Source organism: Haloferax denitrificans ATCC 35960 (genome assembly GCF_000337795.1).
Taxonomy (GTDB): Archaea; Halobacteriota; Halobacteria; order Halobacteriales; family Haloferacaceae; genus Haloferax; species Haloferax denitrificans.
Genome location: NZ_AOLP01000011.1, coordinates 1 through 23,288, shown reverse-complemented (window position 1 = coordinate 23,288; position 23,288 = coordinate 1). Strand labels below are relative to the sequence as shown.

27 protein-coding genes, 1 tRNA gene and 1 pseudogene are annotated in these 23,288 nt (G+C 67.4%); 22 read left to right on the top strand and 7 right to left on the bottom strand.

Going from position 1 to position 23,288, the window contains the following annotated elements; genetic code table 11:
* The first annotated feature begins 108 nt into the window (after positions 1-108).
* Both folP and C438_RS09930 read left to right on the top strand, forming a co-directional pair.
* Entirely contained in the window at positions 109-1,248 is a 1,140-nt protein-coding gene (gene folP, locus C438_RS09935) for a dihydropteroate synthase (RefSeq protein ID WP_004969249.1), read from the top strand.
* A 188-nt stretch (positions 1,249-1,436) separates the two neighbouring features.
* Entirely contained in the window at positions 1,437-2,120 is a 684-nt protein-coding gene (locus C438_RS09930; protein WP_004969247.1) for a 6-hydroxymethylpterin diphosphokinase MptE-like protein, read from the top strand.
* 53 nt (positions 2,121-2,173) lie between these two features.
* Here the strand turns inward: C438_RS09930 and C438_RS09925 are convergent, their stop codons facing one another.
* On the bottom strand, positions 2,174-2,941 hold the full coding sequence (locus tag C438_RS09925; RefSeq protein ID WP_004969246.1) for a hypothetical protein: 768 nt from the start codon (positions 2,939-2,941) through the stop codon (positions 2,174-2,176).
* A gap of 389 nt (positions 2,942-3,330) precedes the next feature.
* Here C438_RS09925 and C438_RS09920 point away from each other — a divergent pair, with 389 nt between their 5' ends.
* The 3 genes from C438_RS09920 to sod all read left to right on the top strand — a co-directional run bounded on the left by C438_RS09920 (position 3,331) and on the right by sod (position 6,230).
* On the top strand, positions 3,331-4,785 hold the full coding sequence (locus tag C438_RS09920; protein ID WP_004969245.1) for a cryptochrome/photolyase family protein: 1,455 nt from the start codon (positions 3,331-3,333) through the stop codon (positions 4,783-4,785).
* Between the two features lie 102 nt (positions 4,786-4,887).
* On the top strand, positions 4,888-5,493 hold the full coding sequence (locus tag C438_RS09915; RefSeq protein ID WP_004969244.1) for a DJ-1/PfpI family protein: 606 nt from the start codon (positions 4,888-4,890) through the stop codon (positions 5,491-5,493).
* A 137-nt stretch (positions 5,494-5,630) separates the two neighbouring features.
* Positions 5,631-6,230, top strand: a complete 600-nt coding sequence (sod, locus tag C438_RS09910) for a superoxide dismutase (RefSeq protein ID WP_004969243.1) — start codon at positions 5,631-5,633, stop codon at positions 6,228-6,230.
* A 113-nt stretch (positions 6,231-6,343) separates the two neighbouring features.
* Here sod and C438_RS09905 read toward each other — a convergent pair whose 3' ends face one another.
* A complete protein-coding gene (locus tag C438_RS09905; protein ID WP_004969242.1) occupies positions 6,344-6,769 on the bottom strand; it encodes a DUF7522 family protein in 426 nt (141 codons plus the stop codon).
* Between the two features lie 182 nt (positions 6,770-6,951).
* On the opposite strand from C438_RS09905, the gene C438_RS09900 reads away from it, so the two are divergent.
* Both C438_RS09900 and C438_RS09895 read left to right on the top strand, forming a co-directional pair.
* On the top strand, positions 6,952-7,242 hold the full coding sequence (locus tag C438_RS09900; RefSeq protein WP_004969241.1) for a DUF5827 family protein: 291 nt from the start codon (positions 6,952-6,954) through the stop codon (positions 7,240-7,242).
* A 103-nt stretch (positions 7,243-7,345) separates the two neighbouring features.
* Positions 7,346-8,104 carry an SDR family oxidoreductase gene (locus C438_RS09895; protein WP_004969240.1) on the top strand — a complete coding sequence of 253 codons (759 nt, stop codon included), beginning with the start codon at positions 7,346-7,348 and terminating at the stop codon, positions 8,102-8,104.
* Between the two features lie 20 nt (positions 8,105-8,124).
* On the opposite strand, the gene C438_RS09890 is transcribed toward C438_RS09895, so the two are convergent.
* Entirely contained in the window at positions 8,125-8,703 is a 579-nt protein-coding gene (locus tag C438_RS09890; RefSeq protein WP_004969239.1) for an MBL fold metallo-hydrolase, read from the bottom strand.
* A 207-nt stretch (positions 8,704-8,910) separates the two neighbouring features.
* Between C438_RS09890 and C438_RS19100 the strand changes: the two genes are divergently transcribed.
* The 11 genes and pseudogenes from C438_RS19100 (at position 8,911) to C438_RS09845 (ending at position 15,217) form a co-directional block, all read left to right on the top strand.
* Positions 8,911-9,135 carry a type II toxin-antitoxin system HicB family antitoxin gene (locus tag C438_RS19100; protein WP_083899992.1) on the top strand — a complete coding sequence of 75 codons (225 nt, stop codon included), beginning with the start codon at positions 8,911-8,913 and terminating at the stop codon, positions 9,133-9,135.
* An 87-nt stretch (positions 9,136-9,222) separates the two neighbouring features.
* Positions 9,223-9,465: a type II toxin-antitoxin system HicA family toxin gene (locus C438_RS19095; RefSeq protein WP_004969238.1), complete on the top strand. Its 243-nt coding sequence runs from the start codon at positions 9,223-9,225 to the stop codon at positions 9,463-9,465.
* A gap of 95 nt (positions 9,466-9,560) precedes the next feature.
* On the top strand, positions 9,561-10,559 hold the full coding sequence (gene thyA / locus C438_RS09885; protein WP_004969237.1) for a thymidylate synthase: 999 nt from the start codon (positions 9,561-9,563) through the stop codon (positions 10,557-10,559).
* Positions 10,556-11,164, top strand: a complete 609-nt coding sequence (locus tag C438_RS09880) for a dihydrofolate reductase (RefSeq protein WP_004969236.1) — start codon at positions 10,556-10,558, stop codon at positions 11,162-11,164. The genes thyA and C438_RS09880 overlap by 4 nt, the downstream gene beginning before the upstream one ends.
* Positions 11,157-11,372, top strand: coding sequence for a DUF4177 domain-containing protein (locus C438_RS09875; protein WP_004969235.1), 216 nt, complete (start codon positions 11,157-11,159; stop codon positions 11,370-11,372). Before C438_RS09880 ends, C438_RS09875 begins: the two co-directional genes overlap by 8 nt.
* Positions 11,373-11,498: 126 nt before the next feature.
* Positions 11,499-12,425, top strand: a complete 927-nt coding sequence (locus C438_RS09870) for a hypothetical protein (protein ID WP_004969234.1) — start codon at positions 11,499-11,501, stop codon at positions 12,423-12,425.
* Positions 12,426-12,519: 94 nt separating this feature from the next.
* On the top strand, positions 12,520-12,702 hold the full coding sequence (locus C438_RS09865) for an HVO_2922 family protein (protein WP_004969233.1): 183 nt from the start codon (positions 12,520-12,522) through the stop codon (positions 12,700-12,702).
* 159 nt (positions 12,703-12,861) lie between these two features.
* On the top strand, positions 12,862-13,611 hold the full coding sequence (psmA2, locus tag C438_RS09860) for a proteasome subunit alpha (protein ID WP_004969232.1): 750 nt from the start codon (positions 12,862-12,864) through the stop codon (positions 13,609-13,611).
* Positions 13,612-14,460, top strand: coding sequence for an MOSC domain-containing protein (locus C438_RS09855; protein WP_004969231.1), 849 nt, complete (start codon positions 13,612-13,614; stop codon positions 14,458-14,460).
* Between the two features lie 22 nt (positions 14,461-14,482).
* Positions 14,483-15,058: pseudogene (locus C438_RS09850) on the top strand (amidohydrolase family protein); the annotation flags it as partial.
* Between the two features lie 84 nt (positions 15,059-15,142).
* Positions 15,143-15,217, top strand: a tRNA-Glu gene (locus C438_RS09845).
* Between the two features lie 170 nt (positions 15,218-15,387).
* Here C438_RS09845 and C438_RS09840 read toward each other — a convergent pair.
* Positions 15,388-16,107 carry a helix-turn-helix domain-containing protein gene (locus C438_RS09840; RefSeq protein ID WP_004969229.1) on the bottom strand — a complete coding sequence of 240 codons (720 nt, stop codon included), beginning with the start codon at positions 16,105-16,107 and terminating at the stop codon, positions 15,388-15,390.
* Between the two features lie 364 nt (positions 16,108-16,471).
* Between C438_RS09840 and C438_RS09835 the strand changes: the two genes are divergently transcribed.
* Positions 16,472-17,785, top strand: coding sequence for a 5'-deoxyadenosine deaminase (locus C438_RS09835; RefSeq protein ID WP_004969228.1), 1,314 nt, complete (start codon positions 16,472-16,474; stop codon positions 17,783-17,785).
* Between the two features lie 105 nt (positions 17,786-17,890).
* Entirely contained in the window at positions 17,891-18,490 is a 600-nt protein-coding gene (locus C438_RS09830; RefSeq protein WP_004969227.1) for a GNAT family N-acetyltransferase, read from the top strand.
* Between the two features lie 59 nt (positions 18,491-18,549).
* On the opposite strand, the gene C438_RS09825 is transcribed toward C438_RS09830, so the two are convergent.
* Together C438_RS09825 and C438_RS09820 are read right to left on the bottom strand one after the other, a co-directional pair.
* The gene (locus tag C438_RS09825) at positions 18,550-18,948 is read right to left on the bottom strand and encodes a hypothetical protein (protein ID WP_004969226.1); all 399 of its coding nucleotides are present in this window, start codon (positions 18,946-18,948) and stop codon (positions 18,550-18,552) included.
* 54 nt (positions 18,949-19,002) lie between these two features.
* Complete coding sequence (locus C438_RS09820) at positions 19,003-20,193, bottom strand: redox-regulated ATPase YchF (RefSeq protein ID WP_004969225.1); 1,191 nt, start codon at positions 20,191-20,193, stop codon at positions 19,003-19,005.
* Positions 20,194-20,458: 265 nt separating this feature from the next.
* Between C438_RS09820 and C438_RS09815 the strand changes: the two genes are divergently transcribed.
* Complete coding sequence (locus C438_RS09815; protein WP_004969224.1) at positions 20,459-20,836, top strand: hypothetical protein; 378 nt, start codon at positions 20,459-20,461, stop codon at positions 20,834-20,836.
* A gap of 16 nt (positions 20,837-20,852) precedes the next feature.
* A complete protein-coding gene (locus tag C438_RS09810) occupies positions 20,853-21,263 on the top strand; it encodes a hypothetical protein (protein WP_004969223.1) in 411 nt (136 codons plus the stop codon).
* A gap of 140 nt (positions 21,264-21,403) precedes the next feature.
* Here C438_RS09810 and C438_RS09805 read toward each other — a convergent pair whose 3' ends face one another.
* Complete coding sequence (locus tag C438_RS09805; RefSeq protein WP_049917936.1) at positions 21,404-22,948, bottom strand: hypothetical protein; 1,545 nt, start codon at positions 22,946-22,948, stop codon at positions 21,404-21,406.
* Positions 22,949-23,288 lie beyond the last annotated feature (340 nt).

Genomic DNA, 23,288 nt, shown 5'->3' with positions numbered 1-23,288 from the left:
ATGAGGACTCAATAGCCCTCAATTCCGTCGCATGCGGCTTCGTACTCGACGAACTCGCCCGCCTTCCGCGACCGGTCGGCATATGGTCGTGTGGTCCAACCGACGGGTATGCGAACCGTCGATGCGGCAGGACTCGAAATCGGCGACGACCACCCGCCCCGAATCATGGGTGTGCTGAACGTCTCCAAGGAGTCCCCGTACAAGCCGAGCGTGTTCAACGACCCGGGCGAGGCCGCCGAATACGTCGACCGCGAACTCATCGACGAGGGGGCCGACATCGTCGACGTCGGCCTCGAATCGGCGAACAAGCGCCTCGACGTGCTGTCGGCCGAAGACGAACTGGACCGCCTCGACACGGCGCTTTCGGTCCTCGATAGCGTCACCGGCGACGCCGTCTTCTCCATCGAGACGCGCTACCACGAAGTCGCCGAGGCGGCGCTCGACGGCGGCTTCGACATGGTCAACGACATCTGCGGCTTCGCCGACCCGGAGATGCCCCGAGTCTGCGAGGAGTTCGACGCCGCCGTCGCCAAGATGGCCAGCCCCCCGGACCTCACCCGCCCCGGGGCGATAGAGGAAGTCGACGACATCTACGACGCCCTCGAACTGAACGGCTTCACCGACAAGACCATCGTCGACCCCGCCTTCGGCGGCTGGTCGGAGGCGAAGACACTCGAACACGACCGCGAGACGTTCGACCGTCTGCGGGAGTTCCGCGGCTACGGCTACCCCATCTTAGTCTCTATCAACCGTAAGAACTTCCTCCGCGACGTGGCCGGCCGCCCGACCGAGGAGGCCCTGCCCGTCAGCCTCGCCGCCACGTCGATGGCGGTCGAGCGCGGTGCCCACGTCGTCCGCACCCACGACGTGAAAGAGACCCGCGACGCCGCCCTCATCGGCCACGAGTTCAAGCGCCGTCGCGTCCGCGAACCCGGCGACGTGTCGGTCGAGGAACTCGACGTGACGACGCCCGCCGAGGCCGCGAGACACCTCGACCGCGTCGGCGCGAACCGCGAGGTCGCCGCCGAGAGCGTCACGCGCGTCTTCGAACTGGAGGGGCTCGGAGCCGACGACCGGGAGGCCCTCGCGACCGCCGCCGGCGACGCGGGAGCCGTCTTGGCCGGCGGCGACACCGGCGCGCTTCTGGTCGGGACGCCCGCCGCGCTCGCCCGGCTTTCGGCGCTCGTCACGGACGCGTCCGACGCCCTCGACGCCGCCCTCGAAACGGTCGAGCGGGCGACGCGCTAACCGGCCCGAGAACCCCTCACGAACCCGTCTCGCCGTCTGACGTTCGGCAGACGTTGACCGTTCTACTAAGAGAAAACTTATACCATCCGACTCTAAAACGGTCCTGTGGACGCCGGAAGGGCACGCGGGTAGGGGTACACGAGTGCCGTTCCGGCCCATACAGTTACATTCTGAGCGACAGCTACACCATGGATTTCACCACGTGGGAACCCGTCTACGGGCGGATTCTCGACGACTTCGGCTTCGACCGAACCGGCGACGAGCGGGCCAGAGATGCGCTCGCGGACCTCGTCGCACCGTTCGACCGGGACCGGCTGGACTGGGCGGGCGCGACCGTCGCCGTCTGCGGGGCGGCCCCGACGCTCGACGACGAACTCGACCGGCTCGACGACCCCGAGGTGGACGTGGTCGTCGCCGCCTCCACCGCCGCCGACGCGGTTCAAGACGCCGGCTTCGACCTCGATTTAATGGTGACTGACCTCGATAAAAACCCCGAGACGGCGGTCGAACTGACCGAATCGGGCGTGCCGGTCGCGGCCCACGCCCACGGCGACAATCTCCCCGCGGTCCGCGAGTGGGTGCCGCGGTTCGATACCGACCACGTCCTCGGGACGACGCAGGCGGCCCCGGTCGGTCCCGTGGTCAACTGGGGCGGGTTCACCGACGGCGACCGGGCGGCCTTCATCGCCGACGAACTCGGGGCGGACCGGCTCGTCTTCGCCGGCTGGGACTTCGACGACCCGACCGTGGACCCGATGAAAGCGCGGAAACTCAGGTGGGCCGAGCGCCTGCTCCGGTGGCTCGAACGACGCCGCGGAGAGCGGTTTTCGGTACTCGACGGGCGACGCGACGGCATCGACCCGCTCCCCTGAGCGCCCGCTCACACCGACTCGTCGGCGCGGCGTCCCTCGCGCTCGCGCCCCGGTTACCGCGTGTTCTGCGGGTGCACGTCAGCTCCCTCTTCGGTCCCGGTCGGTTCGGCCGCCGACTGCTCGACCACGCCGTCGAACAGGGACGCGTCACAGCCGCGGCAGGTCGCCGAGACGCGCCGCTTCGTCCCCTCGCTCTCGGGGGCCGCCACCCGTTCGCTCTCGACCGCGACTGTACCGTCGCAGGTCGGGCACGTTCGGAGACACAGCCGAAGCGCTCCGAGGACGCGGTTCCGGTCCGCGGTCGAGAGCCGCCACCACTCGGGGTAGTACCGCCGGAACGTCGCGACCGCCGTGAGGTCGGCGACGAACGCGGCGCGAGAGGTCCACCGGCCCACCGTCCCGCGGTCGAGGCGCGCGAACAGCCCCTGCTCGTCCCAGCCCAGTTCGACTCTGTCCGGGGCGACGCCGAGGAGCGCCGCGAGCGCCTCGCGGTCGCGGTCCCGCCCCTCGGTGTCGAGCACGCGGGCGCGCCACTCCTCGGCGAACTGCGTCGACAGAGACAGCGTGCCGTCCGCGCCGGCCGAGAGGACGCCCGCGGCGTGTAGCGCGGCCGCGAGGTCGACCCGGCCGTCGAGCGAGAGCGGCGGCGACGGGCGCGCCGACGGGAGTTGCGGGGGCGGCGGCGAGACCGACGAGAGCTCGACGAGCGCGAAACCGAAGACGACGACCGGCGGCAGAGCGCCGAGGAACGCGCCGTACGGCACCCAGACGAGCCACCCGAGCGTTCCGCAGACGAACGTCAAGAGGAGGAGCGGAAACACGAGCGGGGACCGGAGAGGCGGCTGTCGGACCGCGGAATCGGGAAGGAAGCGATGCCCGGACATACCAGAACCGTGGGCACGACGCCGTATAGGTATGGACTGGGTACACCAGATATCAAGAACGTAAACGTGCTCCCGTCCCGGAATTCGGTCGATAACATCACATTACCCGCGACAGTCGCGCCGCCGCGAGAGTCGACTACCGTACCATATTCATCCCACTCTGCGTCCGGAAACGGGCGAACGTCCGCCGCTGGACGCGGTAGGAAGCCGTTTCCCGCGCCGCGAGCAGATTAAGCTCGCTCGAACGGACAAGTTGGCCGGTTTCGGTCGCGCGTCGGGGTCTGACTGCCGCTACATTGACATGGACGCCGTCCTGAGGCGCGGCTATGCAACTGCACTGGCACCGCCGGGACCTGCGAGTCGCGGACAACCGCGGGCTCGCCACGGCCGCCGAGGCGGGCCCCGTCGCCCCGCTTTTCGTCTTCGACCGGGACGTGCTCGACCACGCCGGCGCGCCCCGCGTCAGGTACCTGCTCGACGCGCTCGCCGAACTCCGCGAGGCGTACCGCGACCGCGGGAGCGACCTGCTCGTCGCCCGCGGCGACCCCCGGACGGTCGTGCCGGCGGTCGCGGCGGCGCTCGACGCGGAACGGGCCGTGTGGGGTATCGACTACTCCGGGCTGGCCCGGGAGCGCGACGCCGACGTGCGGCTCGCCCTCGACGACGCCGGCGTCGCCCGCGAGTCGGTCCACGACGCCATCTTCCACCCGCCGGGGAGCATCACGACCAACGCGGGCGACACCTACTCGGTCTACACCTACTTCTGGAAGAAGTGGCGCGACCGCGACAAGCCCGAGCCGTACCCGGAACCGACGGCCGACGACCTCGCCGACGCCGGCACGCTCGAAACCGCGGCAGAGAGCCTCTCCGACGGCGACGCCGAGTTCGACGTCGCCGTCGGCGACCTCCCGACCATCTCGGACCTCGGCTTCGAGGAGCCGACGGCGGCGGTCCAGTCGGCGGGGACCGAGGCGGCCCGCGAGCGCCTGTCGGCGTTCTGCGCGGACGCCATCTACCGCTACGCCGACGACCGCGACTACCCGACGCGGGACGCCACGTCCCGGCTCTCGACGGACCTCAAGTTCGGGACCATCGGCATCCGCGAGGTGTACGCGGCGACCGCGGCGGCCCGCGAGGGCGTCGGCGGCGAGCGAGACGAGTCGGTCGAGGAGTTCCAGTCGCAGTTGGCGTGGCGGGAGTTCTACGCGCACGTCCTCCGGGAGCACCCGAGCGTCGTCACGGAGAACTACAAGGAGTACGAGGAGGACATCGCGTGGCGCGACGACGCCGAGGAACTCGCGGCGTGGAAGGAGGGCAAAACCGGCTACCCCATCGTCGACGCCGGGATGCGACAGCTCCGCGAGGAGGCGTACATGCACAACCGCGTCCGGATGATTGTCGCGTCGTTCCTCACGAAGGACCTCCTGTGCGACTGGCGACACGGCTACGCGCACTTCCGCGAGCACCTCGCGGACCACGACACCGCCAACGACAACGGCGGCTGGCAGTGGGCCGCCTCGACCGGGACCGACGCCCAGCCGTACTTCCGCATCTTCAACCCGATGACGCAGGGCGAGCGCTACGACCCAGACGGCGAGTACATCAAGCGGTACGTCCCCGAGCTATCGGACGTGACGGCAAACACCATCCACGAGTGGCACGACCTGACCGACCTCGAACGCGAGCGCCTCGCGCCGGACTACCCGGAACCAATCGTGGACCACTCCGAGCGCCGCGAGCGGGCGATTTCGATGTTCGAGGCCGCCCGCGGCGACGACTGAGCGACGGGCGCGCAGGCGGTGGTCGCGAGCCGCCGCGCCCGCCCTCCGCCCTCGGTCGCCGCGGTACGAACGGCTTTCTCCTCGGAACCCGACTCCGAATCCATGCACGTCGCTATCATCCTCTACGACGGCTTCGACGAACTCGACGCCGTCGCCCCGTTCGAGGTGTTCCAGAACGCCGGCGCGGCCGGGGCCGACTGCGAGGCCGAACTCGTCGCGCTCGACGACCGCGAGTTCGTGACCGCGAGCCACGGCATGCGCGTCGGCGTCGACGGCGTCCTCGACCCCGAGACCGACCGCCCGGACCTCCTCGTCGTCCCCGGCGGCGGCTGGAACTCCCGCGCCGAACAGAGCGCGTGGGCCGAGGCCGAGAAAGGCGAGATTCCGGATGCAATCGCGGTACTCCACGAGGCCGGAACGACCGTCGCCGGCGTCTGTACCGGCGGGATGCTCCTCGCCCGCGCCGGCGTCCTCGACGGCCGCCCCGCGGTCACCCACGGCGGCGCGCTTTCCGACCTCCGACAGACGGCCGCCGAAGTCGTCGAAGCGCGCGTCGTCGACGACGGCGACGTGCTCACCGCGGGCGGCGTCACCTCCGGCCTCGACCTCTCGTTGCACGTCGTCGAACGCGAGTTCGGAGCCGAAGTCGCCGACGCCGTCTCGACGGAAATCGAGTACGAGCGCCGGACGGACCCGTTCGACGGCTGACACGCTCGCGCGAACCGGAGTTTCTCGAAGCGGAGAAATCGACCGATAGCGACCCGCACGATGTGGTTTGTGCTAGCATACCCCTCCTCAAGTTTTAACAGGATTCCGCCCGACCCATGATACGGAGGTTACACATTATGAGCTACGAACTCGACCCACTTCCGTACGAGTACGACGCCCTCGAACCGCACATCTCCGAGCAGGTGCTGACGTGGCATCACGACACCCACCATCAGGGCTACGTCAACGGCTGGAACGCGGCCGAGGAGACTCTCGCTGACAACCGCGAAGCAGGCGAGTTCGGCTCGTCCGCCGGCGCGCTCCGCAACGTCACCCACAACGGCTCGGGACACATTCTGCACGACCTGTTCTGGCAGAACATGTCGCCGGAAGGCGGCGACGAGCCCGAGGGCGCGCTCGCAGAGCGCATCGCGGAGGACTTCGGCTCCTACGAGGCGTGGAAGGGCGAATTCGAAGCGGCGGCCGGCGCGGCCGGCGGCTGGGCGCTTCTCGTCTACGACTCGTTCTCGAACCAGCTTCGGAACGTCGTCGTCGACAAGCACGACCAGGGCGCACTCTGGGGTAGCCATCCCATCCTCGCGCTGGACGTCTGGGAGCACTCGTACTACCACGACTACGGCCCGGCCCGCGGCGACTTCGTCTCCGCGTTCTTCGAGGTCGTCGACTGGGAAGAACCGTCGGCCCGCTACGACCAGGCCGTCGAACTCTTCGAGTAAACCCGATACATCCCGACTTTTCTTTCGGACGCAACGCCGTCAGCGGCGGCGCTGTCCGCGTCGAACCGAAGCGAACCGAGAACGAGTCGTCTGCCGCGGGGTCGAGCCGCCGCTCAGGGCCGGCGGTCGCGGGCGGTCGGGTCGGAGAACAGCTCCGTCCCGCCGAACTCCTCGTTCAGCGCGCAGATTCGGTCGTGCAGTGCCGCGAAGTCGCGGCCGTCGGTCCCGCGGTCGAAGCCGGCGAGGACGCCGGTGGGGCGGTCGCCGACGAACGTCCGAAACTGCTCGAACGCGTCGAACCCGCGGACGGTGTAGCCGTAGTCCGCGTAGTACAGCGTCTCGTAGGTGTCTCTCGTGACGTACCCGAACCGCTCGTTGTCGATGAATCGAGAGACGTCGAGACATTCGAGCGCGTCGGACACGTCCTCCCTGAGATAGAGGTGTTCGTAGCCGTGGTGGTCGAAGACCCAGAGGTCCCGGAGGTCGTCCCCGCCGAAGCTACGGAAGGCCTCGACGAGTCGTGCGGCGGCGTCGCTCATCGTTTCGGGTCTCGCGTCGCGGCTGATAAGCCTACTTATGGGGCCGTCGAGGCCCGTGCGGAGGCCATGGCCGCGCTCGTCAGCCGCAGTGCCGTCGTCCCTGTCCCCGTCCCCGTCCCCGTCCCCGTCGCTCGCCGCCCGCGGTCGTCGGGGTTTTGCCCGTCGGCCGAGAAGCCTACGGCATGCCCAAGCCGAAAGACGACTTCGACACCCTCTACGGGTATCTCCTGTACGAACCCGCCGACATCCTCGACCCCGACTACATGTACACCGTCGGCGAAATCGCCCGCCTGATGCAGGGGCTGTCGCCGCAGGACGATCTCAGCGAGGAGACCGAAGACCGCATCATCCAGTGGACGATTCCGTGGATCGTCGCCAACCAAGAGGACTTCGTCATCAACGACCCCCGGAGCGACGAACCGGGCTACTTCGGCCTCCACCCCGACGCCGTCCCCGAAGCAGACGAGGAGTAACGACCGCCGCGTCCCCGTCTCGCGGTTCGGCGTCCGCGAGTTCTTCCGACGTGAGACTCGCACAAACGGTTATCTGTCAGGTAGTTGTTTTCTCGCTCGTACTATGGCTCAATTCGACACCGAAGTCGCAGTCGTAACAGGCGCTGGCTCTGGAATCGGTCGAGCGACCGCGGAGGCGTTCGCCGCCGAGGGCGCGCGCGTCGTCGTCTCCGACGTGAACGTCGAGGGCGGCGAGGAGACCGTCGCGCGTATCGAAGAAGCCGGCGGGACGGCGACGTTCGTCGAGACGGACGTGACGGACGACGACGCCGTCGCCGCGATGGTCGAGACGGCGGTCTCCGAGTACGGCCGACTCGACTTCGCCTGCAACAACGCGGGCATCGGCGGCGCGCAGAAACCGACCGCCGACCTCTCGGCCGACGAGTGGCAAGGGGTCATCGACGTGAACCTCAACGGCGTCTGGCGGTCGATGCGACACGAGATTCCCGCGATGCTCGACGGCGACGGCGGCGTCATCGTCAACATGGCGTCGATTCTCGGGAAAGTCGGTTTCGCGAACGCGGGCCACTACGTCGCCGCCAAACACGGCGTCCTCGGGCTGACGAAGACCGCGGCCATCGAGTACGCCGAACAGGGCGTCCGCGTCAACGCGGTGTGTCCGGGCTTCGTCGACACGCCGCTACTCGGCGAGGGCGGCCTCGACGACCCCGAAGCCCGGAAGGGAATCGAGTCGCTCCACCCGATGAACCGCCTCGGCGACGTGGACGAAATCGCCTCCGCGGTCGTCTGGCTCTGTTCGGACGGCGCGTCGTTCACGACGGGCGAGGCGCTCACCGTCGACGGCGGCTACACGAGCAGATAGACAGACGATTGGGCGGCGACTCACCTCGTCCGCGCCGCCTTCGCCGCGAGGTCGAGGTCCTCGCTCGGGCGAGTCGTGACGCTCGGGCCGTGGCCGGCGTGGAGTTCGGTCAGGTCGTCGCCGACGACCTCGCGCAGGCGGTCGATGCTCTCGACGAGCGCGCCGCGGTCGCCCTCGGGGAGGTCGGTCCGGCCGAAGCCGCCGTTGGCGAAGACGAGGTCGCCCGCGAAGCAGACGCCCGACCCGCGGGAGAAGAAACACAGGTGGTCGTCCTTGTGGCCCGGCGTGTGGACCGCCTCGAACACGTCGTCGCCGATTTGGACGCGCTCGCCGTCGTCGATGCGCCTGTCCACGGCGAGGTTGCCGGTGTCGTAGCCCCACGTCTGCACGTCGAACGCCTCGCGGACGGCGTCCACGTTTCCGATGTGGTCCGGGTGAGTGTGGGTGAGGTACACCGCGTCGAGCGAGTCGGTGACCTCGCGGACTTTCGGTACCACGTCGAAGTTCGCCCCGGCGTCGACGAGCGCGGTGGTCTCGCCGTCGACGAGAAAGACGTTGCTCGTGAAGGCCCGGGTGTCCCCTGCGAGGTTGCGAATCATGGGCACAGGTACGAAAAGCGGGGTATTCGGTGTTGTGGGCGTCGCAAAGAACGCTTTGGTATCACCACCATATTACACAGGCCGCATACTGCCTGAAGGATATGAACACTGGTTGCGTTACCAGTTATATCGTGTCTGATCGTGGGGAAGCAACATAACAGATCGATTTCCCGAAAATCTATACCCGCGTCTTACGACTGTATTTGTATGAGTGAAGCCCGTACGCCGGATACACCCAAAGAGACAGTCACAATCGTCAGAGATGGTGATTGGTTCGTCGCAACAGACGAGGCTACGGGCGTGGCCAGTCAGGGAAAGACTCGCCATGAAGCACTCGCAATGCTCGCAGAGGCGATAGAACTTCACGAGTCTCCCCTCCCTGCCGATACTGACAAAGGCTCCGGTGAGATACCCGACGCCCCTTGGTTCTGAATTCTCGTCGGTTCTCGCGCCCGTGTCATAATTCTGTCAATTAATATCAGGAGTATTTTTACCTCTGATCGTGTCTGGCTGACTATCGTGTCACGACGGACCTATAGTGGCCGAGAAGTCGTCAAGGCCCTCCGGAAAATGCGCTATCGTCCTGCTGGACGAACCGGAAGCCACGTCCGTCTTGTGTACGAACATCCTGACGGTGAAACACGTCGAGTCACCGTTCCGATGCACAAAGAGCTTGCACCGGGGACTCTGCGAAAAATTGCAGAGCAGGCAGGTGCAAAAGATTTCGACAGATTCTGTGAGTGGATTGACGAACTCTCGTAGTCTGCTCGTTGCAAACGTAACTGCCGAAGTAGTAAACAAATAGAGTAGGTTTTACAGGGACTAACGACGACCAACAGCCAATCAGGACACCTCTCATGCGCCAATATCTCGACCTCGTGACAGACGTTCTCGGCACCGGGCGACACAAACCCAATCGGACGGGCGTCGACACCATCTCGGGCTTCTCGAAGCACTACACCGTCGACTTACAGGAGGGCTTTCCGCTTCTCACGACGAAGGACCTCTCGGGCTTCCGCTGGAACTCCCTCATCCACGAACTGCTGTGGTACCTCTCCGGCGAGGAGCACATCCGCACCCTCCGCGAGGAGACGGGCATCTGGGACGCGTGGGCCGACGAGGAGGGCCTCCTCGACACGGCCTACGGCCGGTTCTGGCGGCGCTACCCGGTCCCCGAGGAGGGGCTTTCGGGCGAGGCGTGGCCCGACGACGACCACCGCTGGATGAACGACGAGGGGACGTTCGACCAGCTCGCGTACGTCCTCGACACGCTCGACGAGAACCCGAACTCCCGCCGGATGGTCATCAACGCGTGGCACCCCGCCAACGCGGCCGTCTCGACGCTCCCGCCGTGTCACTACACGTTCGTCTTCAACGTGCAGGGCGACGAACTCAACCTCCACCTGACCCAGCGTTCCGGCGACATCGCGCTCGGCGTCCCGTTCAACCTCGCGGCGTACGCCATCCTCGCGCAGGTCGTCGCCCAGCGCGCCGGCTTCGAACTCGGGTCGTTCGCCCACACCATCGTCGACGCCCACGTCTACTGCGGCACCGGCGAGCGCGGCGCGTGGTACGGCGACCACCTCGACGAGCTCCAGTCCCGCCTCGCCGACGTGCAGTCGCCCGAAGAGTACCTCGACGTGCGCGAGTGGCTCCTCGACGCGGCCCCCGAGGAGGACGAGGGCGAGGAGGACTACGATCACGTGCCCGGACTGCTCCTGCAGGCCTCGCGCGAACCCCGCGAGCGCCCCACGCTCGACGTGGCCGACGTGCCGCTCGAAGAACTCTCGTTCGAGGACATCGTCCTCCGCGGCTACGACCCGGCCGACGGGATTCGCTTCGCGGTGGCCGAATGAACGGCGAGGAGATGGCCGAAGCCGAGGCCGACGACGCCGTCGGTTCCGCGGTCCGATTCGTCCTCGTCGCCGCCGTCGCCGACAACCGCGTCATCGGCCGCGACGGCGACATGCCGTGGCACCTCCCCGAGGACCTGAAGCACTTCAAGCGGACGACGACCGGGCACCCGGTCGTGATGGGCCGCAAGACCTACGAGAGCATCGCCCGCCAACTCGACGGCCCGCTCCCGGACCGCCACAGCGTCGTGCTGACGAGCCGCGACCTCGACCTCCCCGAGGGCGCTGAGGCGGTCGATTCGGTCGCCGCCGCGGTCGCCGCCGCCGAAGACGCGGCCGCCGAAATGGGCGTCGAGACCGTCTACGTCGTCGGCGGCGCGACCGTCTACGAGCAGTTCCTCGACCGCGCGGCGGGGCTGGTTCTCACCGAACTCGACGCGCCCCACGAGGGAGACACGCGGTTCCCCGAGTGGGACCGCGAGGAGTGGGTCGAGACCGCCCGCGACGACCGCGACGGCTTCTCGTTCGTCACGTACGAGCGCCGGGAACGCGGGGACCCCGCGGCGGCAGGTAGAGCCGAGCGCGACCCGGAGGGGTCCGATGACTGACCCCGCCGCCCCCGGCGACGAGTGGGAGTACAAAATCGTCCGCACGGCCGACGGCGGCCTGTTCAGCGGCGACACGTCCCCGATGGAGGACGCGCTCAACTCCCTCGGCGGGGAGGGGTGGGAGCTCGTGGACACGATTTCCGACTCGCGCGGTGCCGGCGCGAACAGCGGCCAGACGGCGCTCGTGTTCAAGCGGCCGAAGCGCTGAGACGCCGGGCCTCGGCGTCGTCTCGCGGAACCACTCGTGAACGACCTGTATCTCCCGTGACGCGTCACGAGTAGCTTTATTGACGCGAACGACCACCTAACAGGGAACGAAGCTTTCCCGTCCGCCATGACCACTCCGACACTCGCAGATCGACTCCGTCAACCCGAGTACACCGGCGAAAACCGGTGCACCCCGTGTACCGTCGTGAACGTCGTCATCGCCGCCGCGTTGAGCCTGGTGCTCGGCGTCGCGTGGCCGCCGCTCGCGCTCGTCTCGTTCGCCCTCTTCGCGGGCGCGATTTACTTCCGGGGCTACCTCGTTCCCGGCACGCCGACGCTCACGAAGACGTACTTCCCCGACCGGGTCCTCCGGTGGTTCGACAAGGAGCCGGCGCCGACCCAGACTCGCGTCGGGGCCACCGCGTCCGCGCCGGGGTCGGCCGCCGGCGACGACGCTGACGCCGAATCGCCGGACGACGAGGTCGAATCGGGGGAGTTAGACGGCGATGGCGCGTCGGTCGCGGCGTTCGACGTGGAGGCGACCCTGATGGACGCCGGCGCGTTGGAGGTGAACGAGAACGGCGACGAACTCCGCCTCGTCCCGACGTTCGAATCGGCGTGGAACGACGAAATCGCGCGCACCGACGAGGACGTCGCGCGACGGTGGCTCGCGCGCTTGACCGGGGTCGACGAGGCCGACGTCACGCTGGAATCTCGGGCTCGGAGCCGGTGGCTCGTGGCGATGGTCGACGGCACGACACTCGGCAGTTGGGAGTCGGACGGCGCGCTCGTCGCGGACGTGGCCGCCGACGCCGCCCTCGACGGCCGTCTCGACGACTGGGACCGCCTGACGGCCGAACAGCGGAGCGCGCTGGTGAGGGGGCTCCGCATCTACCTCAACCGCTGTCCGACCTGCGGCGGCGACGTCCGGTTCGGCTCGGAGACCGCCGAGTCGTGTTGCCGGTCGTGGGAGGTGTTCGCCGTCCGCTGTGAGGACTGCGAGGCGCGACTGCTGGAAGTCGACGCCGAGGCGCTCGAACCCGAAACCGCCTGAGGCGACCGGACCGACCGGACCAACCGGACCGACGTGTCGGCCGCGACGCTCCGCCGGCGAATACATTTTTGTCCGTTGACAACAGATTCTCAGTATGAGCAAGGCGCACTTCGAGGTGTTCGTCGACGCGGCGGACGACTACCGCTGGCGACTCGTCCACGACAACGGGAACATCCTCGCCGACTCGGGCGAGGGGTACGCGTCGAAACAGAAGGCGAAGCAGGGCATCGAGAGCGTCAAGCGGAACGCCCCCGACGCGGACGTGGTCGAAGCGTAGTTCCGCGGTTCGAGCCCCCGATTCGTCTGAAATCGGAGGATGACCCGCCGATTCGAGTACGAACCCCACACCGATGCCGGGTGTGGAGGCTTTTTCCGCCTCCGGGACTGACCGGAGAGTAATGACGAACGTCGCCGACGCGAGCGAGGAGGTCGCACGATGAACCGAAACGACAAGCAGGCGTACGACCGCGGGACGTCGCTTTTCTCCCCCGACGGACGCATCTATCAGGTCGAGTACGCCCGCGAGGCCGTCAAGCGCGGCGCGCCGGTCCTCGGCGTGCGCACCGCCGACGGCGTCGTTCTGGCGGCGCTCCGGTCGACCCCGTCGGAACTCATGGAAGCAGAAAGCATCGAGAAGCTCCACAAGCTCGACGACGCGCTCGGCGCGGCCACGGCCGGCCACGTCGCCGACGCGCGGAAGCTCGTCGACTTCGCGCGGACGACCGCCCAGCGCGAGCACCTGCGCTACGGCGAGCCCATCGGCGTCGAGACGCTCACGAAGACCATCACCGACAACATCCAAGAGAGCACGCAGTCCGGCGGCACCCGCCCGTACGGCGCGTCGCTCCTCATCGGCGGCGTCGAAGACGGCTCGGGCCGCCTCTTTGCGACCGACCCGTCCGGGACGCCACAGGAGTGGAAAGCGGTCGCCATCGGCGGCCACCGCGAAGACGTGCAGGCCGCCCTCGAAGACGGGTACGCCGAGGACCTGTCGCTCGAAGACGGCCTCGCGCTCGCCGTGAAGGCGCTCGTCGCGGCCGACGACGAAATCGAGAGCGACGAGCTGAACCTCGTCACCGTCTCCGAGGCGGGCTACGAAATCGTCGACGAGGAGACCATCGCCGAGCTGTTCGCCGACGCGACCGCGGACGACGGGTCCGACGAGACGGACGAAAGCGAGGAGTAGATGACGGACGGGAGCCCGACTGACGACGACTCGTCGGCGCCGACCGCGAACGCGACCGCGGGCGCGGCGGCCGTGACGCTCGACCGCATCGCGGTCTACCCGGTGAAGTCGCTCGACGCCGAGTTCGTCGACGCCGCCGACATCGTCGAGAACGGCGGGCTCCGCGGCGACCGCGAGTACGCCATCTTCGACGAGGACGACCAGTACGTCAACGGCAAGCGCGAGCGGGCGGTCCACCGCATCCGAAGCTCCGTCTCGCTCGCCGACGGCACGGTCGAACTCTCGGCCCCCGAGATGGACGACTACGACGGCCCGATAGCCGAGGCCGACGACTGGCTCTCGGCGTACTTCGGCTACCCGGTCGAACTCCGGCGCGACCTCGCCGGCGGGTTCCCCGACGACACCGAAGCCAGCGGCCCGACGGTCATCTCGACCGGAACGCTCGATGCGGTCGCCTCGTGGTTCGACGGCGTCGACGCCGACGAGATGCGCCGCCGCCTCCGGCCGAACCTCGTCCTCGACGCGACCGAGCCGTTCTGGGAGGACCACCTGTTCGACCGGCGCGGGACGGTCGTCGAGTTCGGCGTCGGGGGAGTTGCCTTCGAGGGCGTCAACCCCTGCCAGCGCTGTGTCGTCCCGAGCCGCGACCCCGACACGGGCGCGGAAACGGCCGACTTCCGGACGACGCTCATGACGAAGCGCCGCGAGACGCTCCCCGAGTGGTCCGGCGGCGACTGGTTCGACCACGACTTCCGGCTCATGGTCAACACCGCGGTTCCGGAGTCGTCGTGGGGCGAGACGCTGTCGGTCGGGGACGTCGTCACCGTCGGCGATATCGTCCCCGAGTGAGTCGGGCCTTTTTGCGTCGCGTTCGAACGCCGCGAGCGCGAAGGGCGTCCCGACCGCGGCCCACGCCCACGGCGAGGCGGGTATCAAAAACGCCGCCCGCGCCGGGATTTCGAGCGTCGAACACGGGATGTTCATGGACGAGGAGGCCGCGGCGCTCATGGTCGAACACGGCACGTACTGGGTGCCGACGGCCTCGGCCGTCCGCGAAATCGTCGAGGCGGGCGTCGAGGGCGGTATCCCGCCGGAGGCCGTTGCGAAGGCCGAAGACGCCGCCGAGCGCTTCGAAGGCGCGTGGGACCGCGCGCTCGACGCCGGCGTGAAAATCGCCATGGGAACCGACGCGGGCACGCCGTTCAACGACCACGGCGAGAACGCGCTCCGCGAGCTGGAACTGCTCGTCGAATACGGCCTGTCGCCCGCCGAGGCCCTCGAAGCCGCGACCGTCGGCGGCGCGGACCTCCTCGGACTGGACGACGTGGGGAAGGTCGCCGAGGGCTACGTCGCCGACCTCGTCGTCCTCGACGCCGACCCGAGCGAGGACGCGAGCGCGTGGCGGACGGTCCGGCAGGTGTACCGCGAGGGCGAGCGAGTCGTCTAATCGCAACACGGCAGTCGGTATCACACCCGATTTGAAGCGACAACCTTTTACAATCACGAGCAATACGAAAGGATGTACCAACGTGCTCTGTTGGTGTAGTCCGGCCAATCATATCACCCTCTCACGGTGATGACCAGGGTTCGAATCCCTGACGGAGCACTTCTCTCAACACCGAACCGCGAGCGACAGCGAGCGTGTTCGGGTCCGAAATGCAACAGAAGGGTTCGAGCAGCGAGCAACGCAACGCGTTGCGAGTGAGTTCGAATCCCTGACGGAGCACTTCTCTCAATCCCCGAACCGCGAGCGACAGCGAGCGTTCTCTTCGCCGTCTACGCCTCGGGGTCGCCGAGTTGCGACATCACGATGTCCTCGGCGGTTCGCAACCGGTACTGAACAGTCGAACGCGGTACGTCGAGCACGTCGCTGAGGTCCTCGACTGTCACCTTCCGCGGGCGCTCGTAGTAGCCGTGTTCGACGGCTGTTTCGAGCGCCTCCCAGTGGGCCGACGAGAGGTCGGCCGCGATGCGCGCCTCGGCGTCCCAGTTGCCGGCGTTCGTGAGATGTTCGACGTCCAGTTGCAGACCGTCTCTGAGTTGCGCCTCGATGGTCTCGTACAGTTCGCCGAGCGGGTGGTCGCCGGGGTAGAGGATGCGCCAGCGGTACTCGCCCGCGCGGCGGGACGACTCGAAGATGACACCCGGTCCGACGTGTTCGAGGACGTACCGGGGAATCGAGTGGCAGTTGCTCACCTCCTCGCGGTAGGTGTAGACGGTCATCGAGTGGTCCGAGCGGTCGAGGACGTGGTAGTCGCGGTGGGTGTGACAGTCAGGGGCGTCGAGGCATTCGTTGCACCGCGTCTCGTCGGTGAACACCTCCTCGAACGCCGACAGCCCCTCCGGCGTGCCGACGACGTGGTCGACCCGCCACATCACGTCCTCCGTGGACGAACAGACCGACGAACGGGAGCGCAGACTCGGGTACTCGTAAAACAGGTCCATCAGCTCGTCGGTCCCCTCCGAAAAGCGAACGACGAATTCGAACTCGCGCATTGGGTCTTCGTTCTGTCGCGGAGTGACTTAGCATGTACTAATCCGACATCGACCGTGTTCTCAGTCCCTTTCCGGGTCACGTTCGTTTTCGTCACCGCTTCGCGACCAGAGTTAGCAGGTGCTAACGAAATAGTGAGGCCAGTTTAGCACGGAGCGAAACACGGGCGAGCAGACCGGTGCGACACGGCAGACGCGGGTTCCACCCGTCGATTCGGAAACGTATGTGTGGCTCGGAGGCGCTCGCTCGCGGGGACCGGTTCCGACCATCCCCTCCCACCACCGACCGCACCCGTTCACTCCAACCAACCTCGGACGGCGGCCGGGTCACCACCTATTTTACGCCCGGTCGTCTACCCGCACGGGAATGTTACTCGCGGGAACGGTGGTCATCGACGCGTCCACCATCATCGAAGAGGGCGCCGTCGTCGTCGACGGCGACCGCATCGTCGCGGTCGGGGAGCGCGAGTCGGTCGTCGAGGCGTACCCCGACCACGAACGCCGCGAGTTCGGCATCGTCGCGCCCGGACTCGTCGGCGGACACGTCCACTCGGTGCAGTCGCTCGGAAGGGGCATCGCCGACGACACCGAACTGCTGGACTGGCTCTTCGACCACGTGCTCCCGATGGAGGCCGGTCTCGACGCCGAAGGGATGCGCGTCGCCGCCGAGCTCGGCTACCTCGAATGCATCGAGTCCGGCACGACGACGGTCGTCGACCACCTGTCGGTCAACCACGCCGAGCAGGCGTTCGAGGCCGCGGGCGAGATGGGCATCCGGGGACGCATCGGCAAGGTGCTCATGGACACGAACGCCCCCGAGGGATTACAGGAAGACACCGACGCGGGCCTCGCCGAGTCCGAGCGCCTCATCGAGCGCTATCACGGCGGCTTCGACGGCCGCATCCAGTACGCCGTCACGCCGCGATTTGCCGTCACCTGCTCGGAGGCGTGTCTGCGGGGCGTCCGCGCGCTCGCGGACCGCTACGACGGCGTCCGCATCCACACCCACGCCAGCGAGAACCGAAACGAAATCGCCACCGTCGAGGCGGAGACGGGCATGCGCAACATCCACTGGCTCGACGAAGTCGGCATCACCGGCGACGACGTGGTGCTGGCCCACTGCGTCCACACCGACGACTCCGAGCGCGAGGTGCTCGCCGACACCGGCACGCACGTCACCTACTGCCCGTCGTCGAACATGAAGCTCGCGTCGGGCATCGCGCCGATTCCGGACTACCTCGACCGGGGCATCAACGTCGCGCTCGGCAACGACGGCCCGCCGTGCAACAACACGCTCGACCCCTTCACCGAGATGCGACAGGCCAGCCTCCTCCAGAAGGTCGACGCGCTCGACCCGACGAGCACGCCCGCCGCGACGGTCTTCGAGATGGCGACCCGCAACGGCGCGAAAGCCGCCGGCTTCGACCGCGTCGGTGAACTCCGCGAGGGATGGAACGCCGACATCGTCGGCATCGACACCGACGGCACGCGAGCGACGCCGCTCCACGACGTGCTGTCGCACCTCGTGTTTTCGGCCCACGGCGACGACGTGGTGTTCACCATGGTCGACGGCGACGTGCTCTACGACGGGGGCGAACACGTCCGCGCGGACGCCGACGACGTCCGAGAACGGGCGCGAGCGGTTGCCGCGGGCCTCGACTCGGCACCGACGAGCGACTGAGCGCCCCCGCTCAGGAGACCGCCTCGCACGCAAGACCGGCCGACCGTGTCCGCGAGGCCCGCCGCCACCGTCGCCTCTTTCTCTCCGCGCGACCCCACCTGAGTCATGACTGTCCGACTCCGTGCGGCGACGACGTCCGACCTCCCGGCGATTCGGGAGATTTACGCGCCGTTCGTCGAAGACACCGCGATTTCGTTCGCCTACGACCCGCCGAGCGTCGCGGACCTCGAAGCGAAACTGGAAGCGAAGACCGACTACCCGTGGCTCGTCTGCGAACTCGACGGCGAAATTGCCGGCTACGCCTACGCCGGCGCGATTCGAGAGCGCGTCGCCTACCAGTGGACCGTCGAGACATCGATTTACGTCCGTCCGGAGTTCCAGCGCCGCGGCGTCGCTCGCGGTCTCTACACGGCGCTTTTGGACCTGCTCGAACGGCAGGGCTACGTCTCCGCGGTCGCCGTCATCACGACGCCGAACCCCGCGAGCATCGCCTTCCACGAGTCGTTCGGCTTCGAGCGCGTCGGCCGCTTCGAGCGCGTCGGCTACAAAGGCGACGCGTGGCACGACGTGGAGTGGTGGAGTCTCGACCTCGGCGACCGGCCCGACGAACCCGACGCGCCGCTGTCCGTCGCCGACGCTCGCGAACGTGACTGGTGGGACGACGCGCTCGCCCGCGGTGCGACGCTCGTCGAAAACAGCGCATAACGGTTCCCGGTTCCCGGTTCCCCCGAACCGGGAGCCCTTCTTCCCGTCAGCCCGCGCGTTCAGACGCCGGCTTCGAGCGAGTCTTCGGTCTCGGCGTCCGCCGAGTCGCCTCCGTCGGCCGTCTCGACCTCGTCGAGCGCCTCAACCTCGTCGGTCGGGTCGCCGGTCCCCGCCTGTTCGAGCACGTACCGCTCGACGCCGGCCGAGAGCATCTCCTGCCAGTCGTCGAACTCGGTGTTCGACTCGACGTACCGGTCCCACTCGTGGGTCGGTATCGACTCGAAGGAATCCTGATCTGCGACCGCGAACCCGCTTTCTTCGAGGAATTCACTGATCGATGCCGCCTGACAATGTGACTCGACCCACGGCGACGGGAACAAGTCGGCCAGCGTCACCTCGCCGCCGAGACCCCCAATCTCGACGTCGAGTGCCGCGGCCGTCGTTTCGGCCTCACCCATACCCGGGTCCTACAGCCACGGATATAACGGTGTTGCGGTTGGCGTCCGAGAGAGTCAGTTCGTCGAGACGATTTCGACCACGTCGCGGTGTGCGAGTTCGTGGTCCGACCCGATTTGACGCTTCGAGTGGCAGTCGATGCCGTGGAGGAGACCGTCGCCGATGTCAGAATGCAGGTGGTACGCGAAGTCCTCGGTCGTCGAGCCCTCGGGGAGGATAAAGCAGTCGCGGAAGACGCCCTGCGAGTCGCTCTTGCCGTTCGCGCTCCCGGGGAAGATAGCGATGGCACCCATCACGTCGAACAGCGCGTTTTCGAGCGACTGCTGGACGCCCGTGCCGCCGAACTCGGTGACGAACTCCCGAATCTGTTCGAGCCCCGCCTCCTGTTCGTCGCTCACGTCGCCGACGATGTCGAAGTCGTCGTCGCCGGGGCGGTAGTCGACGACGCCGCCCTCGTCGGCCTTCTTCAGCGCCTTCTCGGCGTGCGCCGAGGTCGGAACGAACGTCAGGTGCTCGTAGTCGGGGTCCGCCGTGATTTCCTCGTAGTTCTCCTGGGAGACCGGCTTGTCCATCTTGTTCGCCGCGATGATGATGGGCTTCGTGCGCTTTCGAATCTCGCGGGCGAGCGACTCCTTGTCCGCGTCGTCCCACTCGTCGGGGTCGAGCTCCAGCCCGAGCGAGAGGATTATCTGCTTGATTTCGTCTTTGTTCGTCTTGAACGCGGACATCTGCTCCGCGAGGTCGACTTCGATGTCCTTGTCCTCGCCGTGGTAGCCCGAGCGGTAGCGGTCGATACCCTTCTCTAAGACGCCGAGGTACCACATGTCCAGTTCGTTTTCGAGGAAGTCGATGTCCTCGCGGGGGTCGTGGCCCTCCGTCGCCTCGCCTTCGATGTCCGTCTCACCGGAGAAGTCGACGACGTGGACGAGCACGTCCGCCTCGTTGAGGTCGGTGAGGAACTGGTTCCCGAGGCCCTTGCCCTCGTGCGCGCCGGGGATGAGCCCCGCCACGTCGACGAGTTTGACCGGGACGAACCGCATCCCGTGGTCGCAGTAACCGACCGAGGGCGTACACGACTCGTCGAACTCCGGGGCCGCACACTCGACGCGGACGTACGCCTCGCCGATAGAGGGGTCGATGGTCGTAAACGGGTACGCACCCTCGGGCACGTCGTTCATCGTCGCCGCGTTGAAGAAACTCGACTTCCCGACGGATGGCTTTCCGACGAGACCGATCTTGTAACTCATTCGTTGGTCGGACTGGTGTCTCGAACGCTAATAACCGTTCGAGGTTCGTCTCGCTATGCGTGAAATTCACACGCCATCGGTGTCGAGGAGGCCGGTTCCCCGCGCTCGACTCCCGGGTTCGAGCGCCGGGGACGCGACTCCGTCGGCGAGTTCGCGGCGGGGAGAGCCGAGTCGCACCCGCGAGCCGACGGTCGTTCCGCGCCGGGCGCGGTCCCTTCGGCTCACGTCCGGTGCATCTTTGTCTTCACGTCCCCGACTGCCGGGCATGACCGACCGCGACGAGACGGCGAGGGAAACCGCATCCGCGTCGAACGCGAACGCCGACGCGGCCGCCGCCGAGTCCTCGCCGGACGACACGACCGACGCGGACACGTTCCGCGTCGGCATCCACGTCACCGAGACCGAGCTCCGGTTCGTGGTCAACGTCCCGTCCGACATCGACTCGGGGTGGACCGACCCCGACGCGTTCCAGCGCCTCGTCGAACGCGTCACGTGGGAACAACTCGACCAGCGGGAGACGCTTCAGACCGTCGCAACCCGCGCCGCCGAGGGCGAAACGGTGTTCCTCGGGACGGTGACGCTCCGACCGGACGAGACCGTCGTCGACCACTCCCTTCGCGTGCCGCCGCTCGACGGGGCGTGACCCGACTCAGCGTCAGATGACCGAACCCACGACCGAGACCGCGATTCGAGAGATTCAGGACGCCGCGCTCAGCCGCGCGCTCACCGACGACGACCACGCGAGGCAATCGCTCGCCGTCGCCGGCGCGCTCGAAACGGCCAGAACGGAAGCGACCGACGCCGCGTTCGACGACGGCGGCGTGACGCTCGCGGCGTCGCTGGCGTTCGTCTCGACGCTGTTCGCACACCGTCGCCTCCGCGAGTCGCTCCGGTCGAGCGTCCGCGCGTCCGACGATTCAGCGTGGTATCCCAGCGGCGCACCCGCCCGCGTCGACGACGACCTCGTGGTCGCGGGCGCACGGCTCGCGGTTCGACGGTTCGACGTCGACCCGGCGCTCGTCGGCGCGCTCGGTGACGTTTCGATAGAAAAAATCGCGTCGGGCGAGTGAGTAGCCCGACCGTCAGCCTCTGACAACGACGGTCGGGGGCGTAGTGGGATGGGGTGCCTCTGACCCACAGTACCCGCCCGGACGCGGATGGCTGAAACCCAAGCCCACGCTCGATGCGTGGGAAACCCGTGTCCGATTAGTTAGTTGTTTGCGTGGTCCGGCGGGCCACCGCCGTTGCCGTTGTTCCCGCTCGAATCGTCCGAGGAGTCGTCCGAATCATCGTCTGACTCGTCTGCGGAGCCGTCGTCCGAGGAGTCGTCGTCTGACTCGTCGTCAGCATCGTCCGCGGTTTCGGTCTCCTCGTCGTCCTCTGACTCGTCGTCGCTCGCCTTGTTGTTGTTCGCGTGCTCCGGCGGACCTCCACCGTTGCCGTTCTTGGCGTTGGCGGAGTTCCCGGGTGCGTCCTCGTCGTCGTCAGCGTCGTCGCTGTGCTTCGGACCGGCGTGGTCCGGACGCTTGTCGTCCGCGTTACCCGGGTTGTTCTCGGTCACGAAGTCGGAGACGGCCTGTCCGAGCGGGCCGTCACTGCCCGTGTCCTTGAGACGCTCGACGAAACTGCTGACGAGCTGTCCGAACGGGTCGTCCGCGGCGACCTCACCCTGCAGGGTGACGGTCGTCTCGGCGGTGAGGCCGTCGTATTCGGCGGTCACGTCGACCGTGACAGTCTGCAATGGCGAGATGAGTTCGACGGTACCGTTCGCGTCCGTCTCGTACTCGCCCGCGTCCGTGTAGTTCCCATCGACCGCGACCGACGCGTTCTCGACGGGTTCGCCGTCCTCGGTCACGGTGATGGTGACCGACTCGTTTCCGTCCTGCGAGACGGAGACGTTGAGGTCGTCAGCCTCGACGGCGACCGTCGTCTCGGCGGTGAGGCCGTCGGCGGTCGCGACGAACGTCAGGTTCGTCGTGGTCGTCGGCTCCGCGACTTCGACAGTGCCGTTCTCGTCCGTCGCGTACGTTCCGTTGCCGGCGTAGTCGGTCCCGTTGACCTGCACCGACGCGTTCTCGACGGGTTCGCCGTCCTGCGTGACGGTGGCGACGACTGTGTCGTTGGCGTCGTCAACCTCGGCGGAGACCGAGAGGTCGTCGGCCTCGACTGCGACCGTCGTCTCGGCCGTGAGGTCGCCGTCCATCGCGACGAACGTCAGGTCCGTCGTGGTCGTCGGCTCGTCGACCTCGACGGTGCCGTCCGCGTCCGTCTCGTACGTTCCGTTGCCGGCGTAGTCGGTCCCGTTGACCATGACGGACGCGCCTTCGACGGCGTCACCGTACTGGGTGACGGTGGCGACGACCGTGTCGTTGGCGTCGTCGGCCTCGACGGACACGTCGAGGGACTCGTCGAGCGGGACGAGGACGACGGACGTGCTAGTCGTGTTGTTCCCCTCGGAGACGGTGAACGTCGCGTTCACGCGTTCCTGCGGATTGGGGAGGTCGACGGTGCCGTCCGCGTCCGTCGCGTACGTTCCGTTCCCGGCGTAGTTATCGCTCGATTCGACGACGACCGTCGCGTTCTCGACGGCCGTCTCGTTCCGTGTCACGGTCACTGTCGCGTCGCCCGTGTCGGCGTCCTGCGTGACGCCGACATGGAGGGCATCGGTGCTCGCGGCACCGACGGTCCCGGGGACCATCGCGACGGCGAGCATCGCAACGACCATGACTACGGTGAGGTGTTTGCTGCCGCGCATGCAACCGTTCCTTCTAACCCTGATACGGTAAAAGGGGAGAATCGTAACCCCGGTTTTCGCTGAATTTCACCCCAATCAACGCGTTCGAAATCGGGCCTTCGTCTGTCGATTTCGTCGAGTTTCGCACCGAACGACTGACTGGGTCGCATCGAAACGCCCTCACGGTCGAGCTTAGGGGTGCATCGGAGGCGGCCCGCACTGCGAGAGTGTTGCCACTCTCGAACGACGAGAGAGACGCGACCGGAGTGCGGTCGCTGTCTGTGTGATGGACGAGCGAACCGTCCGCTCGCTATAAATGAAAAAAGCCCACTGGACCGAAGTCCAGCGGGCTCTGTATGAA

Excerpts from the sequence above, each read along its gene's own strand:
- folP (WP_004969249.1), top strand. The coding sequence starts at position 109 with ATGCGAACCGTCGATGCGGCAGGACTCGAAATCGGCGACGACCACCCG.
- C438_RS09930 (WP_004969247.1), top strand. The coding sequence starts at position 1,437 with ATGGATTTCACCACGTGGGAACCCGTCTACGGGCGGATTCTCGACGAC.
- C438_RS09920 (WP_004969245.1), top strand. The coding sequence starts at position 3,331 with ATGCAACTGCACTGGCACCGCCGGGACCTGCGAGTCGCGGACAACCGC.
- C438_RS09915 (WP_004969244.1), top strand. The coding sequence starts at position 4,888 with ATGCACGTCGCTATCATCCTCTACGACGGCTTCGACGAACTCGACGCC.
- sod (WP_004969243.1), top strand. The coding sequence starts at position 5,631 with ATGAGCTACGAACTCGACCCACTTCCGTACGAGTACGACGCCCTCGAA.
- C438_RS09905 (WP_004969242.1), bottom strand. The coding sequence starts at position 6,769 with ATGAGCGACGCCGCCGCACGACTCGTCGAGGCCTTCCGTAGCTTCGGC.
- C438_RS09900 (WP_004969241.1), top strand. The coding sequence starts at position 6,952 with ATGCCCAAGCCGAAAGACGACTTCGACACCCTCTACGGGTATCTCCTG.
- C438_RS09895 (WP_004969240.1), top strand. The coding sequence starts at position 7,346 with ATGGCTCAATTCGACACCGAAGTCGCAGTCGTAACAGGCGCTGGCTCT.
- C438_RS09890 (WP_004969239.1), bottom strand. The coding sequence starts at position 8,703 with ATGATTCGCAACCTCGCAGGGGACACCCGGGCCTTCACGAGCAACGTC.
- C438_RS19100 (WP_083899992.1), top strand. The coding sequence starts at position 8,911 with ATGAGTGAAGCCCGTACGCCGGATACACCCAAAGAGACAGTCACAATC.
- thyA (WP_004969237.1), top strand. The coding sequence starts at position 9,561 with ATGCGCCAATATCTCGACCTCGTGACAGACGTTCTCGGCACCGGGCGA.
- C438_RS09880 (WP_004969236.1), top strand. The coding sequence starts at position 10,556 with ATGAACGGCGAGGAGATGGCCGAAGCCGAGGCCGACGACGCCGTCGGT.
- C438_RS09875 (WP_004969235.1), top strand. The coding sequence starts at position 11,157 with ATGACTGACCCCGCCGCCCCCGGCGACGAGTGGGAGTACAAAATCGTC.
- C438_RS09870 (WP_004969234.1), top strand. The coding sequence starts at position 11,499 with ATGACCACTCCGACACTCGCAGATCGACTCCGTCAACCCGAGTACACC.
- C438_RS09865 (WP_004969233.1), top strand. The coding sequence starts at position 12,520 with ATGAGCAAGGCGCACTTCGAGGTGTTCGTCGACGCGGCGGACGACTAC.
- psmA2 (WP_004969232.1), top strand. The coding sequence starts at position 12,862 with ATGAACCGAAACGACAAGCAGGCGTACGACCGCGGGACGTCGCTTTTC.
- C438_RS09855 (WP_004969231.1), top strand. The coding sequence starts at position 13,612 with ATGACGGACGGGAGCCCGACTGACGACGACTCGTCGGCGCCGACCGCG.
- C438_RS09840 (WP_004969229.1), bottom strand. The coding sequence starts at position 16,107 with ATGCGCGAGTTCGAATTCGTCGTTCGCTTTTCGGAGGGGACCGACGAG.
- C438_RS09835 (WP_004969228.1), top strand. The coding sequence starts at position 16,472 with ATGTTACTCGCGGGAACGGTGGTCATCGACGCGTCCACCATCATCGAA.
- C438_RS09830 (WP_004969227.1), top strand. The coding sequence starts at position 17,891 with ATGACTGTCCGACTCCGTGCGGCGACGACGTCCGACCTCCCGGCGATT.
- C438_RS09825 (WP_004969226.1), bottom strand. The coding sequence starts at position 18,948 with ATGGGTGAGGCCGAAACGACGGCCGCGGCACTCGACGTCGAGATTGGG.
- C438_RS09820 (WP_004969225.1), bottom strand. The coding sequence starts at position 20,193 with ATGAGTTACAAGATCGGTCTCGTCGGAAAGCCATCCGTCGGGAAGTCG.
- C438_RS09815 (WP_004969224.1), top strand. The coding sequence starts at position 20,459 with ATGACCGACCGCGACGAGACGGCGAGGGAAACCGCATCCGCGTCGAAC.
- C438_RS09810 (WP_004969223.1), top strand. The coding sequence starts at position 20,853 with ATGACCGAACCCACGACCGAGACCGCGATTCGAGAGATTCAGGACGCC.
- C438_RS09805 (WP_049917936.1), bottom strand. The coding sequence starts at position 22,948 with ATGCGCGGCAGCAAACACCTCACCGTAGTCATGGTCGTTGCGATGCTC.